The sequence below is a fragment of the Streptomyces marokkonensis genome (assembly GCF_008312835.1).
In the GTDB taxonomy this organism is placed as follows: domain Bacteria; phylum Actinomycetota; class Actinomycetes; order Streptomycetales; family Streptomycetaceae; genus Streptomyces; species Streptomyces marokkonensis_A.
The window spans coordinates 184577-200593 of sequence record NZ_VSKS01000009.1; the positions used below are offsets into that span (position 1 = coordinate 184577).

Genomic DNA, 16017 nt, shown 5'->3' on the forward strand with positions numbered 1-16017 from the left:
CCCGAGACGCGCGGCCTTGGGCCCAAGGCGCGCGGCCCTGGGCTCCGGGTGCCGCCCCACGCCCGGAGTGCCGCCGCGTGCCCCGCGGTGCGGCGCGCGGCCGGGTCACGGCGCACGCCCCGGGCGTTCGGAGGTGCGGGAGCCGGCGCGGCGGGGCGTGCGGGCCGGGGGCGTCCAGACCGGAAGGAGGTCCTCCTCGAGTACACGGTCCCAGGTGGGATGGGTGGTCCTGGACGTCTCCACGGCGCGTCGTCGTACCGCCTCCCGTGCGGCGGGGTGCTCGACCAGGGGGCGCAGGGCGTCCGCCCAGGCCGACGGGTCGTCGGCCGGGACGACGATGCCGTCCCGGCCGGGGGCGGCCAGCCAGCGCGTGGTGTGCGCGCCGTCGGGCAGGACGACCGCCAGTCCGCTCGCCATCGCCTCGGCGACGACGTTGCCGCTGGTCTCCGTGCGGGACGGGAAGGCGAAGATGTCGCAGCCCGCGTACACCCGCGCCAGCCGGTCCTGCGGGAGCGGCCCGAGCAGGGTGACGTCCGGGCCGAGGGAACGGCGTACGGCGTCCTCCTCGGCGCCCGTCCCCGCCGTGACCAGGTGTGCGGCACCGCCCCGGGCGCGCAGCAGCCGGAGGCTCCCGGTCAGCAGGGGTACGCCCTTGGTGGCGTCCAGCCGGCCGGCGAACAGCACCAGCGGGCGGTCGGCCGGTACGCCGTACTCGCGCACCAGGTGGGCTCGTGCGCCGGGGTCGGGCCGGAAGAGGGCGTGGTCGATGCCGCGGCGCAGCACGGCGACCCGGTCGGGGCCGAGGGTGCGGCCGAGTTCCGCGCGCCCTTCCGGGGTCGGGGCCAGCACGCGTTCGCAGCGGTCCAGGAGGCGGTCGCGTCGGCCGCGCAGCCGGTTCTCCACCCGGGCCGCGAGCAGGTCGTCCAGGGCCGGATGGGTGCCGGGCAGCCATCGGCCGGCGAGGTAGCGGGCGTAGACGGAGGCCAGCAGCGGTACGTCGGTGTGCACCGAGGCGATCAGCCGGGGCCGCGTGGCGGACCGGCGGGCAGCCCGGCGGTCGAGCCGTACGGCCGTGGCGGCGAAGGCGAAACTGTGGGTGAGGTGCCAGACGTCGTGGCGGGGCAGCCGGGCCGCGAGGCGCGGGTGCCAGGGGGCGAGGTCGCAGACGTCCTCGGCGCCCTCGGCCGACCGCATCGCCGCCGAGGTGAGCACCGGCCGGAGCATGACGAGGCGGACGTGCGGTGCCAGGTGCTCGACCCGCTCCCGCTCGCCGAGGAAGTAGACGGTGAGGTCGAGCGGTGTGCCTTCGGGGCAGATGGGCACGCGTTCAGGGAGGCGGGCCGCGCTCTGCGCGAAGTGCTCCCAGCACTTCACCTGGCCGCCGGACGTGTCGCGCCGCAGCAGTTCCACCAGGACCGCTACCGAAGGCACGAGCAGCGGGTACCACGCGTTCCGCCGGCCCAATCGCGACACCCTCCCGAAAGATGTTGAACCTTGAAGGGAATGGGTCTACGGTGGGCCTTGTTGAGTTAGTTGAACATTCAACGTAATCTCCCCGGGAGGAACACCATGGGCATCTTCGGCCGCAAGCACGACGAGACCGCCACCGCGACCACCGCCACCGCGGTGAGCCCCGACCTCGCCGCGCTCACCGGCGAGTACACGATCGACCCGGCGCACACCACGATCGGCTTCGTCGCCCGCCACGCGATGGTCACGAACGTCAAGGGCAGCTTCCAGGACTTCACCGGCACGCTGCAGCTCGACGGTTCCGACCCGGCCAGGTCCACGGCCACCATCGACGTGGTGATGGACAGCATCGAGACGGGCAACGCCGACCGCGACGGCCACCTCAAGAGCTCGGACTTCTTCAAGACGGACGAGTTCCCGACGATGACCTTCCGCACCACCGGGGCGGAGGCCCTCGGCGGCGACGACTACCGCATCACCGGTGACCTGACGATCCTCGGCACCACCAAGCCGCTCACCATCGACCTCGAGTTCAACGGCGCCGCGACCGACCCCTTCGGCAACCAGCGCGTCGGCTTCGAGGGCAAGGCGGAGATCCTGCGCTCCGAGTGGGGCCTGACCTGGAACGCGGCACTGGAGACGGGCGGCGTCCTGGTCTCCGACAAGATCAAGCTGAACTTCGACATCTCGGCGATCCGCAACGCCTGACCGCCGGGACGGCGCCCACCGGGCGTCACCCACGAGCGCGCCCGCACCCATCCCGTACGGGAGGGGCGGGCGCTCGGCGTGTCCGGCGTCTCCGCGGGCCCGGACCGGCGGCGGCAGCGCTCAGAAGCCGCCTCCGAAGTCGCCCCCGCCTCCGAAGTCACCACCGCCGAAGCCGCCGCCCCCGCCGAAGTCGCCGCCGAAGTCCCCGGCGTCGAAGTCCGCGCCGGAGACGTCGCCGCCCCCGTAGCCGCCGAAGTCGCCGTAGCCCGCGCCGTAGTCGGCCGCGTAGCCGGGGCCGGCCATCATGCCGCCGAGCATGGTGCCGACGAGCAGGCCGGGCAGGAGGCCGCCGCCGAAGTAGCCGCCGGCCCAGGGGCCGTAGGCGGGGCCGGCCTCCCAGTAGGGGCGGCGGCCGTAGTCGGTGTCGACCTCGCGGACGGCGGGCTCGACGCCGTCGGCGAGGCGGGCCCGGTCGGCCGCGCACACCGGGACCGTGCGCTCGGCCCCGCCCGGGGGCGTCCAGGTCGCGTCGGCGACCGAGGGGCCGTGCCGCGGGTCGAAGAAGCAGGGCGGGCGGCGCTCCGGAAGCGGCCGTCCCTCGCGGCGGGCGTCGAGCCGGGCCAGGGCGAAGCGGCCGTCCTCCACCGCCTGGGTGACGGCCCGGACGTCCTCCGGTTTGCGGGCCGCGGCCATGTACGACTTGGACTGCTCGTAGGCGTCGAGCGCGTGCTCGTAGTCCGTGCGCATCGCGTCGTCCGCGCCGGGTTCGCCCGGGTGGAAGTCGAGGCGGTCGAGTTCCTCACCGAACGCGGTGATGTCCTCGTCCACCACCACCCGCAGCTTCTCCAGCGCGGCCCGCTGCTCCTCCTCGTGGCGCCGCCGGTTGCGGCGGGAGACGGCGTACACACCCGCGCCGCCGGCCGCCACCAGCGCGCCGACGGTGATCAGCCCGCCGACGGGGACGTCACCGGACCCGTCGCTCCAGGAGCCCGGGGCCCCGCCGCCCATGTTGCGCAGCGCGCTGTCGACGAAGTCGTTGAGCTGGGCCTTGGCGTCCCCTGCGTCCTGCACGGACGCCACCAGGTTCCGCACGCCCTGCCCGCTCAGCACGCTGCTGTCGGCCCGGGCGTCGAACTCGTCGCCGAGCCGGATGCCGTACAGACCGGTGACGCCGGTCTCGGTGCGCAGGTTCCGGAAGAGGTCCTGTGTCGGGTAGTCCGCCGGGAGGACGGCGACGAAGACGGGTTTGTCCGCGTCCTCGATCTTGTCGGCGAGGGCCTCGGCGTCGGACTGCGCGAGGATGTCCCGGGCCTCGGGATCGACGTAGACGGGGCTCTCGCGGAGCTTCTCGGCGACGACCGAGAGGTCCGTGGCCGCCTGCGCCCCCGGCGCACCGGCCATCAGGACCGCCAGAGCGGCGGCCACCGGCACGATCAGCAGGCGTACGAGAATACGCGTCAGCGCGGCCTTCATATGTTCGAAGCTACCCGAATCGGGCTGGAAACGGACATCTGGACCGGCAGAGGTTTTCCCGACGCCCCTCTGCCGGAACCGGATGACGGGGTTCCTACGCCGCGGGCTCCACGCCGGCCCGCAGCAGCCCGTACGTGTACGCGTCCTCCAGCGCCTGCCAGGACGCGGCGATGACGTTGTCCGCGACGCCCACCGTCGACCACTCCCCCGCCCCGTCGGACGTGGAGATCAGGACCCTGGTCGTCGACTGCGTGCCGTGCTTGCCCTCCAGGATGCGGACCTTGTAGTCGACCAGCTCCAGCTTGGCCAGCTGGGGGTAGATCTTCTCCAGGGCGACGCGCAGGGCGCGGTCCAGGGCGTTGACCGGGCCGTTGCCCTCCGCCGTGGCGACGATGCGCTCGCTCTTGGCCCACAGCTTGACGGTGGCCTCGTTGGCGTGACTGCCGTCGGGCCGGTCCTCGACGATGGCGCGCCAGGACTCGACCTCGAAGTACGTCAGCGGCCTGCCCTCAGCCTCCGTGCGGAGCAGCAGCTCGAAGGAGGCGTCGGCGGCCTCGTAGGTGTAGCCCTTGAGCTCGCGCTCCTTGACCCGCTCCACGACCCGGCCGACCAGCTCGCGGTCGCCGCCGAGGTCGATGCCGAGCTCCTTGCCCTTGAGCTCGACGGAGGCGCGGCCGGCCATGTCGGAGACCAGCATGCGCATGGTGTTGCCGACCCGCTCGGGGTCGATGTGCTGGTACAGGTCCGGGTCGACCTTGATCGCGGAGGCGTGCAGGCCCGCCTTGTGGGCGAACGCGGAGACACCGACGTACGGCTGGTGCGTGGACGGGGTCAGGTTGACGACCTCGGCGATGGCGTGCGAGACACGGGTCATCTCGCGCAGGTGGCCGTCCGGGAGGACCTTCTTGCCGTACTTCAGCTCCAGGGCCGCGACGACCGGGAACAGGTTGGCGTTGCCGACCCGCTCGCCGTACCCGTTGGCGGTGCACTGCACGTGGGTGGCGCCCGCGTCGACGGCGGCGAGGGTGTTGGCGACCGCGCAGCCGGTGTCGTCCTGGGCGTGGATGCCGAGCCGGGCGCCGGTGTCGGCGAGGACGGTGGAGACCACGGCCTGGATCTGCGCCGGGAGCATGCCGCCGTTGGTGTCGCACAGGACGACGACGTCGGCGCCGGACTCGGAGGCGGCGCGCACGACCGACTTCGCGTAGTCGGGGTTGGCGCGGTAGCCGTCGAAGAAGTGCTCGCAGTCGACGAACACGCGGCGGCCCTGCCCCTTGAGGAAGGACACCGTGTCGCGGACCATCGCCAGGTTCTCGTCGAGGGTGGTGCGCAGCGCGAGCTCCACATGACGGTCGTGGGACTTCGCGACCAGCGTGATCACCTGCGCGCCGGAGTCGAGCAGCGCCCTGACCTGCGGGTCCTGCTCGGCGGTGGTACCGGCGCGGCGGGTTGCGCCGAAGGCGACCAGCGCCGCGTGCCGGAACTCGATCTCCTGCTGGGCGCGGGCGAAGAACTCGGTGTCCCGTGGGTTCGCGCCGGGCCAGCCGCCCTCGATGAAGCCCACGCCGAACTCGTCCAGGTGCCGTGCGATGGCCAGCTTGTCGGCGACGGTGAGGTTGATGCCCTCGCGCTGGGCGCCGTCGCGCAGGGTGGTGTCGAAGACGTGGAACGAGTCGTCGGGCTCGCTGGTTGCGGTCATGGTCTGAAGGCTCCTGAGTTGATCTCGGTCTACCGGAATGACCGGTTCCACCGTTCCCCCATGGTCCCTCGCGCCCGGTTCCCGGCCGCGGGTGGGGCCAGAAACAGAAAAACCTCTCGCGGGTGCGAGAGGTCTGCGCGCGGGTCGAGGACGACGGTGTCCGCCCGTACCGTGTCGTACGTGCGGTCACTGCGGACCGGCGCGCCTGCTGCCAATAATCGTGGCGAACGAGAGCACGGGGGAAGTCTGGCACAAACCGCCCCCGTGCTCACGATCCGTCTCAGGATGCGGGCGGTGGGTGTTCAGCGCAGGCGGCGGACGAAGCCGTCGTGGTGGCCGTTGGTGTCGCCCGGGACGAGTTGGGCGGACGCGCTGCCGAGGCCGATCCGCCGGGCGCCCTCACCCAGCCAGGAGACCGTCACGGAGGCGTCCGTCACGGGCCCCGAGGTGACGGACCCGCTGATCAGCCGGGTGCTGCCGGTGCGCAGGTCGCGGAGGTAGACGTTGGACGGTCCCAGCCGTCCGTCCGCGAGGCGCGGTTCCGCCCGGTAGGCCACGTACCGGCCGTCCGGGCTGAGCACGGGCTCCTGCGGCCGGTACTCGCCCGCCGGACCGGGATCGACGCGCCGGGTGACGTCGTCACGCAGGTCGCGGACGTACAGGTGGGTGTCGTCCCCGGGCTCCTCGCCCGGGACGAGGTCGTCGCCCCAGTACTGGAAGGCGATGGTCCGGCCGTCGGCGGAGAGCGAGGCGGGCAGGGCGTACCGCGGGGCCGGGGATCCGTCCGCCCGGACGTTGACCCGCTCCTCGGTACCGGTGCGGCGGTCGTGCACCCACGTCGCGCCGTTCGAACTGCGCGGCACCGTCTGGGTGTACGCCACGAAGGTGCCGTCCGCGCTGATGTCCGCGAGCAGCGCCGGGTCGGTCGGCCGGTTCCGGTTGCTGATCCGCTCCACGGCTCCGGTGCGCCGGTCGAGGACGTACACGGCCCCGAAGAGGTCGGCGGCGCCGGTCTCCATGCGGTCTGCCCTGGCGTTGAACGCGATGTGGCGGGCGTTCGCCGACATGACGGCGCCGCCCGCGTGGGCGGACCCCCCGTCGAGACCGGCGCTGATCCGCTCGGTGCGGCCGGTGCGCCGGTCGTGCAGGTAGATGTCGTACACCCCGGGGTCCATGGGCGGGCTGTCCCAGCGCACCAGGTTCCCGGCCCGGGAGCGGAACAGGACGTACCGGCCGTCGGCGCTGATCCCCAGCGCCGACGAGTCGCCGTCGGCCTGCGCGCCGTCCGAGCTCACGCTGACCCGCTCGACGGTCCCCTCGCGCAGGTCGCGCACGAAGACGTCCCCGAGCCCGTTGGTGTCGCCGGACACCAGGTTGGACGCGTCCGCGCCGAAGGCAGCGAACCGGCCGTCGGCGCTCAGCCGGGGGCCGTACGCGGCGCCGTCGGCCTGCTCCCCCGTCGCCGACAGCGTGACCCGCTCGGTCCCCGGCCCCGGTGCCGGCACCGCCGAGGCCGCCGGCAGCACGACCGTCGCCCCCGCGATCACCGCGACGGACATCCCGCGCACGACTCTCCGCATGGTTCCCCCCGTTTCCCCGTGTCCCCGTGGACACCGCTCCCCCGGCCCCGCGCCAGGGGCTCCCCGGAGCCAACCGCACCTCCGCCGGGAGGGTCAATCCGCCGTTTCGCGTACAACCCGGGCGCGGGTTCAGGTGTCCGCGAGAAGCGTCTCTGCGAGGAACTCCCGTGCGTGCGCGAGCGCGTGGCGGCCCTGGTGCGTGCGCTGCTCGACGGCGTCCCCCACCGTGCGGCGATCGGGTGGCGCGGCGCGGGCCGGCGTCGACGCGGCGGGACTCGCCCCGGGAGACGCCCTCGGCCGGCGGCGCCACCAGGCCCGGCGCTCGGGGACGGGGCCGTTCGCGCCGAGGGGTCCGGGGGCGGAGCCCCCGGCGACCCGCCGGCACCGGTGCCCTGGCCCCGCCTAGCCCAGCTTGTGCATCCAGCCGTGCCGGTCCTCGGCCGTGCCCCGCTGGACGTCGAGGAGCGCCTGGCGCAGACGGAGGGTGACCTCACCGGGCTCGCCCCCGCTCTGCTGCCACTGGGCACCGTCCCGCTTCACGGTTCCGACCGGGGTGATGACGGCCGCCGTACCGCAGGCGAAGACCTCGGTGAGGCTGCCGTTCTCCGAGTCGCGCTGCCACTGCTCGGCGGAGACCCGCTCCTCGACCGCCTCGTACCCGAGGTCGCGGGCGACGCCCAGCAGGGAGTCACGGGTGACGCCCTCCAGGATCGAGCCGGTGAGGGTGGGCGTCACGATCCTGTCGCCGTACACGAAGTACAGGTTCATGCCGCCCAGTTCCTCGACCCACTTGTGTTCCACGGCGTCGAGGTAGCAGACCTGGTCGCACCCCTTGGCCGCGGCCTCGGCCTGGGCGAGCAGGGAGGCCGCGTAGTTGCCGCCGGTCTTGGCGTCGCCCATGCCGCCGGGGACGGCGCGGACGCGGTCCTCGGAGACCCAGATGGAGACCGGCTTCACCCCGCCCGGGAAGTACGCGCCGGCCGGCGAGGCGATGACCAGGAACAGGTATTCGTTGGCGGGCTTCACGCCCAGCCCGACCTCGGTCGCGATCATGAACGGACGCAGGTAGAGGGACTCCTCGCCGCCGTGCGCCGGCACCCACGCCTTGTCCTGGGCGACGAGCGCGTCGCACGCCTCGATGAAGGTCTCGACCGGCAGTTCGGGCATCGCGAGCCGCCTGGCGGAGCGCTGGAAGCGCTCGGCGTTCTTCTCGGGGCGGAAGGTGGCGACGGAGCCGTCGGGCTGGCGGTAGGCCTTGAGGCCCTCGAAGATCTCCTGGGCGTAGTGCAGCACGGTGGTCGCCGGGTCGAGGGAGATCGGCGCGTACGGGACGAGCTGGCCGTCGTGCCAGCCGCGGCCCTCGGTCCACTTGATCGTCACCATGTGATCGGTGAAGTGGCGGCCGAACCCGGGGCTGGCCAGGATCGCCTCGCGCTCTGCGTCCGAGAGCGGGTGGGCCGAGGGCTTGAGCTCGATCGTGGGCGTCGTCATGAGTGGTTGTCCTTCACCGGTTGTAGTGACGGGCCGCGCACGCGCCCGTACGGCCGGTGGCCAGTGCTGGGACGTCCGAGCATTCCCTCATTCCGCGGCTCCGCGTTCGATTATCGCCCGGAGGCAGCTGCGGAAGAAACAGGGTGTATGCGGCCCGGTGGTCGATGGTGACACCCGGCGGGGACAGGGGAAAGCCGCCGGGCGCGGATGCGACCCGGCGGCTTCGAATGGTGTCGGGGGGCGCCGGGTCAGCCGGCTACTCGCGCGGCGAGCGCGTCGCCGATCTCCGAGGTGCTGCGGGCGGGCAGGGTGCCGCGCTCCGCGAGGTCGTCGGAGACGGCCTCCTCGATACGGGCCGCCTCGGCGTCGTGACCGAGGTGGCGCAGCAGGAGGGCGACGGACAGGACCGTGGCGCTGGGGTCGGCCTTGCCCTGGCCGGCGATGTCCGGTGCCGAGCCGTGCACGGGCTCGAACATGGACGGGAACTCACCGGAGGGGTTGATGTTCCCGCTCGCGGCGACGCCGATGCCGCCGGAGACGGCCGCGGCGAGGTCGGTGATGATGTCGCCGAAGAGGTTGTCGGTGACGATGACGTCGAAGCGGGCCGGGTCGGTGACGAGGTAGATCGTCGCGGCGTCGACGTGGATGTAGTCGGTGGTGACCTCGGGGTACTCCTCGGCCACCTTGTTGAAGACGTTCGTCCACAGGTGGCCGGCGAAGGCCAGCACGTTGTTCTTGTGGACCAGCGTGAGCTTCTTGCGGGGCCGGGCCTGGGCGCGGGCGAAGGCGTCGCGGACCACGCGCTCGACACCGAAGGCCGTGTTGACGGAGACCTCGGTGGCCACCTCGTGCGGCGTGCCCTTGCGGATGGTGCCGCCATTGCCCGTGTACGGCCCCTCGGTGCCCTCGCGGACCACGACGAAGTCGATCGCGGGCTGGCCGGCGAGCGGGGTGGCGACACCCGGGAGGAGCTTCGACGGACGCAGGTTGACGTGGTGGTCGAAGGCGAAGCGGAGCTTGAGCAGGAACCCGCGCTCGAGGACACCGGAGGGGACCGACGGGTCGCCGATGGCGCCGAGCAGGATGGCGTCGTGCCGCTTCAGCTCGTCGAGGTCGGCGTCGGTGAGGGTCTCACCGGTGGCGTGGTAGCGCTTGGCGCCGAAGTCGTAGTCCTTGGTCTCCAGCTTCACATCCTGCGGAAGGACGGCGGAGAGGACCTTCAGACCTTCGGCCACGACCTCCTGGCCGATGCCGTCACCGGGGATCACTGCGAGATTGATGCTGCGAGACATGCGGGCACCCTACTCCTCGTCCCACGGGATGACATGCGGCGTCCGGCATACGGACGCCGCGGGCGTGTCAGTGGCCGGTCGAGCCGCCGTTGTCCCTGCGGTCGAGGGCGCGCTGGAGGGCGGCCGCGGCGTTCTTGCGGTCGGATTCGCTCGTGCGGGGGGTGTGACGGACGCGGCGGCGGACGGTCGTCTCGGACATGGTGCATCGACTCCTTCGACATGCCTGGAGTGCGGACGGAGAGGGGGTTACGAGACGCCGGGTGGGGCGGGGAGCACCGGCCGCAGGGGTTGCCTGCACGGGGCCTGCTCACGACCGCCATTCGCTTGATCGAGCGAGACGTTCGGCTTCTACAAAGCTAAGGGAGCCGGCAGCGCCTGTCTCCACAATTACTCGGACTTCCTACTATCTGAGACGGCCACCTCAAACATAACCACCTTGAACACATTGACCGGTTAGAGCTGTCCGTGGTGGACTGCCCCTGCAACCGTCATTCACGCATTCAATGGTTAGAGAGGGTCGTCGTCGGCATGTCCACAGCCCATCGCACCGTCACCGTCCGGGGCCACGAGGTCGCCTACCGCGAGGCCGGCCCCGCGGACGCCCCCGTGCTCCTGCTGCTGCACGGCTTCCCCAGCAGTGCGCACATGTTCCGGGACCTCATCCCGCTCCTCGCCGACCGGTACCGGGTCGTCGCCCCCGACCACATCGGGTTCGGCCGGTCGGCCACTCCCCCGCCCACCGACTTCACGTACACCTTCGAGACGCTGGCCGCGCTCACCGGGGAGTTCACCGAGAAGCTGGGACTGGACCGGTTCGCGCTCTACGTGCAGGACTACGGCGCCCCCATCGGGCTGCGCCTCGCCCTGGCCCACCCCGACCGCGTCACCGCGATCGTCACCCAGAACGGCAACGCCTACGAGGAGGGGCTCGGCAGGGACGCCTGGGCACCCGTGCTCGACCTCGTCGCGCACCGCACGCCCGAGACCGAGGCACCGGTGCGGGAGATCTACACGCTCGACGGGATCAAGTGGCAGTACCTGCACGGCGTTCCCGACCCGAGTCTGGTCAGCCCGGACGCGTACGAGCACGACGCGGCGCTCATCGCCCGGCCCGGGCAGGCGGAGATCCAGCTCGACCTGATCTCCGACTACGGCTCCAACATCGCCCTCTACCCGGCCTTCCACGCGTACTTCCGCGACAGCCAGGTCCCGCTGCTGGCCACCTGGGGCGCCCATGACGAGATCTTCGTCCCGGCCGGTGCCCTCGCCTTCCAGCGCGACCTGCCGAAGGCGGAGGTCCACCTCCTGCCCACCGGCCACTTCGCCCTGGAGACCCACGCGGCGCAGATCGCCGCCCTCATGCGGGACTTCCTCGCCCGCAGCCTCACCCCCTGACACACACGGGGCCGGGCCGTCGTCGACGGCCCGGCCCCGTGGGAGTACGCGCGGGAGGTCAGCCCATGTGCGGGTACGTGTAGTCGGTCGGCGGGACCAGCGTCTCCTTGATGGCGCGGGTCAGCGTCCAGCGCATCAGGTTCTGCGGGGCACCGGCCTTGTCGTTGGTGCCGGAGGCACGGCCGCCGCCGAAGGGCTGCTGGCCGACGACGGCGCCGGTCGACTTGTCGTTGATGTAGAAGTTGCCGGCCGCGTAGCGCAGCTTGTCCATCGTGTACGCCGCCGCCGCACGGTCGTTCGCGATGACCGAGCCGGTCAGGGCGTAGTCCGACACCGACTCCATCTGGGTCAGCATCTCGTCGTACTTCTCGTCGTCGTAGACGTGCACGGCGAGGATCGGGCCGAAGTACTCGGTGCGGAACACCTCGTTCTCCGGGTCGTCGCACTCGATGACGGTCGGGCGGACGAACCAGCCCTCCGAGTCGTCGTAGGAGCCACCCGCGACGATCGTGCAGGACGCGTCCTCCTCGGCACGGTCGATGGCGGCCTTGTTCTTTGCGAAGGACCGCTCGTCGATGACGGCGCCGATGAAGTTGGACAGGTCGGTGACGTCACCCATCCTGATGCCGTCGACCTCGGCCGCGAACTCCTCCTTGAAGCCGGAGTTCCAGATCGACGCCGGGATGTAGGCGCGGGAGGTCGCCGAGCACTTCTGGCCCTGGTACTCGAAGGCACCGCGGGTCAGGGCCGTCTTGAGGATCGCGCGGTCGGCGCTGGGGTGGGCGACGACGAAGTCCTTGCCGCCGGTCTCGCCGACCAGACGCGGGTACGTGCGGTACTTCTCGATGTTGTTGCCGACCGTCTTCCACAGGTGCTGGAAGGTCTTGGTCGAGCCGGTGAAGTGGATGCCGGCCAGGTCCCGGTGGACCAGTGCGACCTCCGAGACCTCGATGCCGTCACCGGTGACGAGGTTGATGACGCCCTTGGGCAGACCCGCCTCCTCCAGCAGCTGCATCAGCAGCACGGCGGCGTGGGTCTGGGTCGGGGACGGCTTCCAGACCACCACGTTGCCCATCAGCGCGGGCGCGGTGGGCAGGTTGGCCGCGATGGCGCTGAAGTTGAACGGCGTGATCGCGTACACGAAGCCCTCGAGCGGGCGGTGGTCGAGGCGGTTCCAGACGCCCGGGGAGTTGGCCGGGGGCTGCTCGGCGAGGATGCCGCGCGCGTAGTGGACGTTGAAGCGCCAGAAGTCGACCAGCTCGCAGGGGCTGTCGATCTCGGCCTGCTGGGCGGTCTTGGACTGGCCCAGCATGGTGGAGGCGGCGATGGTCTCGCGCCACGGGCCGGCCAGCAGCTCGGCGGCGCGCAGGATGATCGCCGCGCGGTCGTCGAAGGACATCGCACGCCAGGCGGGCGCGGCGGCGAGGGCCGCGTCGATGGCGTCCCGGGCGTCCTGCTGGGTGGCGTTGGCGTACGTGCCCAGGCGGGCCTTGTGGTTGTGCGGCTGCACGACGTCGAAGCGCTCGCCGCCGCCCATCCGCTTCTCGCCGCCGATGGTGCAGGGCAGGTCGATCGGGTTGTCGGCCAGCTCCTTGAGCTTGGCCTCGAGCCGGGCGCGCTCGGGCGTCCCGGGGGCGTAGCCGTGCACCGGCTCGTTGACGGGGGTGGGGACCTGGGTCACAGCGTCCATGGGTGGCGTAACTCCTTGTCGTGAGCGGTGTGGTCTCAGCCCTTGGTGATCATGCTGCGCGGGAAGAAGCTCAGGTTCGCGGGCTTCTCCGCCAGACGCCTCATGCTGTGCCTTCCCGGGGGACAACCCCCGGACCCCCGGCCGGGGCCGTGGCTGCGGCACAGCCGAGTTGTCTCAGTTGTGGCTGATCATGCTGCGCAGGAAGAAGCTCAGGTTCGCGGGCTTCTCCGCCAGACGCCTCATGAAGTAGCCGTACCAGTCGGTGCCGTAGGCCGTGTAGACGCGCATGCGGTGGCCCTCGGCGGCCAGCCTCAGGTGCTCGTCGCCGCGGATGCCGTAGAGCATCTGGAACTCGTACTCGTCGGGCTTGCGCCCGGCGGTGCGGGCCAGTTCCTGGGCGATGGAGATCAGACGCGGGTCGTGGGACCCGATCATCGGGTACCCCTCGCCCTCCATCAACGTCCGCAGGATGCGCACGTACGCCTTGTCGATCTCGTGCTTCTGCTGGTGGGCGACTTCGGCGGGCTCCTTGTAGGCGCCCTTCACCAACCGTACGCGACTGCCGGCCGCGGCGAGGCGGCGCGCGTCCTCCTCGGTGCGGAAGAGGTAGGCCTGGATGACGCAGCCCGTCTGCGGGACGTCCTTCCGCAGCTCCTCGTGGATGGCGAACATCGAGTCGAGGGTGGTGTGGTCCTCGGCGTCCAGCGTGACGGTGGTGCCGATCTCGGCGGCGGCCTCGACGACCGGGCGGACGTTGGCCAGCGCCAGCTCGTGGCCGCCGGGGAGGGCCTGGCCGAACATCGACAGCTTCACCGACATCTCGGCGCGGGAGCCGAGCTCCAGCGGCCGAAGCCGGTCGATCAGCTCCAGGTACGCGTCGCGCGCGGCGGCGGCCTGCTCGGGGGTGGTGATGTCCTCGCCGACGACGTCCATGGTGAGTTCCAGGCCGTTGCCGGTGAGCTCCTGGATGATCGGCAGGATCTCGTCGACGGTCTCGCCGGGGATGAAGCGGTCGACGACCTGCTTGGTCACCGGGGCCGCCGAGATCAGGCGTCGCATCCGGTCGCTGCGCGACGCGGCGAGAATCACGGGACCCAGCACGGGGCACCTCCACAAGTGCATGAGGCCGTCACCCGACATCCCGGGTACGGCACGGAGAACCACCGTGAAACCTAAGGATGACCCCGATCCTGGGCCATCGACAGCTGTCACGCATCCGTGCCGGAGATCTCAGACAGATGTATGAAGGCTCCGGGATTCTGCGGCAGAATGCCCGGGTGACGTCGGAATACAGGGACGACTACCAGGAGCTGGTGGACGAGATCTCCGAGCTGCTGGGCGCCCCGGCGACCCTGGAGAACCGGGATTTCGAGCTGATCGCGTTCGGGGCGTACGACAGCGAGGGCGACCTCGATCCGTCGGCGCTGGACCCCGTGCGCACCCGCTCGATCCTGACCCGCCGTTCGACGGCCGCCGTCCGCGCCTGGTTCGAGGGCTTCGGCATCACGCGTGCGACGGGCCCCGTGCGCATTCCGCGCACCCCGGAGGCGGGCGTGCACCGCGGACGCGTCTGCCTGCCGGTACGCCACCGGGGAGTCGTCCTCGGTTACGTCTGGCTGCTCGACTACGACCCGGGCCCCTCCCCGCAGCAGCTGGACGCGGCCATGCGGGTGACGGCGCGGATCGGGGCCCTGCTCGCGGACGAGGCCCAGCACGGCGCCGACCTCACCCGCGAACTGCGGGCGGTGCTGACCGCGGAGCGGGACTGGCAGCGGGAGATGGCGGTCGCCGAGTTGCGCACCGCCCTCGGCAGCCGCGCCGACGGTCCGCACACGGTGGTCTGTGTCGCGCCCTGGCCCTCCGCCGCCCCCGACGACGCCCCGTCGGTCCGTACGGTGCCGGGCGCCACGGCGCTGTGCACCCTGCCGTCGGGCGCGACCGGCCTGTCCCTCGCCCTGCTGCTGCGGCTGCGCTCGACGGACGCGCTCGCCCCGGCGACGTCGGCGGCCTCCCGGCTCCTGGAGCGGGCCCGGGACGGCGGTCCGGCCGGGCAGGACGGCGGCCCTCCGCGGGCGGCCGGGATCGCCGCGCCCCGCGCGGGTCTCGCCGACCTGGGCACGGCCTGGGAGGAGGCCTCGGCCTCGGCGCGGGCGGCGCTGGCCGAACCCCGGCTCGGACCGGTCGCCCAGTGGGCGTCCATCGGCCCCTTCCGCCTGCTGACCGCGCTGCCCCCCGGGGCCGCCCACGATCCCGCCGTCAGCCCGCTGCTCTCCCCCGCGCAGACGGAACTCGCCCGCACCGCCGAGATCTACCTCGACCGTGCGGGCCAGGCCGGCCGTACGGCGGTCGAGCTGGGCATCCACCGGCAGACCCTCTACTACCGCCTGTCCCGGATCGAGCAGCTCACGGGCCTGGACCTGGACGACGGGGAGGACCGCCTGCTGCTGCACATGGTGCTCAAGGCGCACCGCCTGCGGCGGCCGCCCCGATCACCCGGCGAAGGCCGGCGGTGAGCTGTCCCGCCTCGGGGGCGGTGCGCGGCTCGCCGGGCCTCTTCCGCGGGGGTTCCAGCCCCGCTCGCCCTCAACACCCTGTCGGCCTTCGGGATGATGGGCTCGGCCTTCTTCACCATCCGGTACCTCCAGTCGGTCCTCGGCAAGAGCGCGCTGGAGGCCGCGTTGTGGAGCCTGCCGGCGTCGGTGCTGATCGGCGTCGCCGCGCCGGCCGCCGCGCAGCTGGTCCAGCGGGGGATCGAGCGTGCGTACGTGGTGCCGGCCGGCTTCCTCGTCTCCGCCGGCGGCTACGGGCTGCCGGCCCTGGCGGACACGGACTCGCTCTGGCTGGTGCCGGCCGCGTGCGGGGTCATGGCCTCGGGCATCGTCGTCGCGATGTCCCCGCTCACCGACCCGGCCCTGAGTCCGGCACCGGTCGAGAAGGCGGGGGCGGCCCCGGCCCTGGCCCGGGAGACGCTGGGCGGCGCGCCGGCCGTGGCGGCCGAGCCGCCGGGGCGCGCGGGGGACGCCCTGGCGACGGCGACGCGCGAGGCGTTCACCAGCGGGATGCGGGGGGCCGCGATCGCGGGTGCGGTGCTGCTCGTCGGCGCCGCGGGACTGGCGGCCGCGGGCCTGCGGCACGTCAGGGTGCGTCCGGAGGCACCCACGGAAAACGCCGGACGGGCTGACACACTCAGCCCGTCCGGCGTGTGAGGACGGAGCCCGT

Annotated in this window: 12 protein-coding genes and 1 pseudogene; 4 read left to right on the top strand and 9 right to left on the bottom strand. The window is 72.3% G+C overall.

The genetic code is table 11. The features are described from left to right. Positions 1–105: 105 nt before the first annotated feature. Complete coding sequence (locus F1615_RS17875; protein WP_149549978.1) at positions 106–1431, bottom strand: glycosyltransferase; 1326 nt, start codon at positions 1429–1431, stop codon at positions 106–108. A gap of 138 nt (positions 1432–1569) precedes the next feature. Here F1615_RS17875 and F1615_RS17880 point away from each other — a divergent pair, with 138 nt between their 5' ends. Further along, positions 1570–2178: a YceI family protein gene (locus F1615_RS17880; protein ID WP_149549979.1), complete on the top strand. Its 609-nt coding sequence runs from the start codon at positions 1570–1572 to the stop codon at positions 2176–2178. Positions 2179–2298: 120 nt separating this feature from the next. On the opposite strand, the gene F1615_RS17885 is transcribed toward F1615_RS17880, so the two are convergent. The 6 genes from F1615_RS17885 to F1615_RS36855 form a co-directional block, all read right to left on the bottom strand. Further along, positions 2299–3651, bottom strand: coding sequence for a hypothetical protein (locus tag F1615_RS17885; protein WP_149549980.1), 1353 nt, complete (start codon positions 3649–3651; stop codon positions 2299–2301). A gap of 94 nt (positions 3652–3745) precedes the next feature. Then, positions 3746–5350, bottom strand: coding sequence for a citramalate synthase (gene cimA, locus F1615_RS17890; protein WP_149549981.1), 1605 nt, complete (start codon positions 5348–5350; stop codon positions 3746–3748). Between the two features lie 302 nt (positions 5351–5652). Further along, positions 5653–6918, bottom strand: coding sequence for a TolB family protein (locus F1615_RS17895; protein WP_149549982.1), 1266 nt, complete (start codon positions 6916–6918; stop codon positions 5653–5655). Between the two features lie 414 nt (positions 6919–7332). After that, positions 7333–8421, bottom strand: a complete 1089-nt coding sequence (locus F1615_RS17900; protein ID WP_149549983.1) for a branched-chain amino acid aminotransferase — start codon at positions 8419–8421, stop codon at positions 7333–7335. A gap of 248 nt (positions 8422–8669) precedes the next feature. Beyond that, on the bottom strand, positions 8670–9713 hold the full coding sequence (locus tag F1615_RS17905; RefSeq protein WP_149549984.1) for a 3-isopropylmalate dehydrogenase: 1044 nt from the start codon (positions 9711–9713) through the stop codon (positions 8670–8672). Positions 9714–9780: 67 nt separating this feature from the next. Further along, positions 9781–9912: a hypothetical protein gene (locus tag F1615_RS36855; RefSeq protein WP_149549985.1), complete on the bottom strand. Its 132-nt coding sequence runs from the start codon at positions 9910–9912 to the stop codon at positions 9781–9783. 329 nt (positions 9913–10241) lie between these two features. Here F1615_RS36855 and F1615_RS17915 point away from each other — a divergent pair, with 329 nt between their 5' ends. After that, entirely contained in the window at positions 10242–11108 is an 867-nt protein-coding gene (locus F1615_RS17915) for an alpha/beta fold hydrolase (RefSeq protein WP_149549986.1), read from the top strand. 58 nt (positions 11109–11166) lie between these two features. On the opposite strand, the gene pruA is transcribed toward F1615_RS17915, so the two are convergent. Together pruA and F1615_RS17925 are read right to left on the bottom strand one after the other, a co-directional pair. Continuing rightward, the gene (gene pruA / locus F1615_RS17920) at positions 11167–12798 is read right to left on the bottom strand and encodes an L-glutamate gamma-semialdehyde dehydrogenase (protein WP_149549987.1); all 1632 of its coding nucleotides are present in this window, start codon (positions 12796–12798) and stop codon (positions 11167–11169) included. 174 nt (positions 12799–12972) lie between these two features. Beyond that, complete coding sequence (locus F1615_RS17925; RefSeq protein WP_149549988.1) at positions 12973–13899, bottom strand: proline dehydrogenase family protein; 927 nt, start codon at positions 13897–13899, stop codon at positions 12973–12975. A 137-nt stretch (positions 13900–14036) separates the two neighbouring features. Here F1615_RS17925 and F1615_RS17930 point away from each other — a divergent pair, with 137 nt between their 5' ends. Both F1615_RS17930 and F1615_RS17935 read left to right on the top strand, forming a co-directional pair. Next, a complete protein-coding gene (locus tag F1615_RS17930) occupies positions 14037–15311 on the top strand; it encodes a PucR family transcriptional regulator (protein ID WP_208818344.1) in 1275 nt (424 codons plus the stop codon). Between the two features lie 29 nt (positions 15312–15340). After that, positions 15341–16004: pseudogene (locus F1615_RS17935) on the top strand (MFS transporter); the annotation flags it as partial. Between the last annotated feature and the right edge of the window lie 13 nt (positions 16005–16017).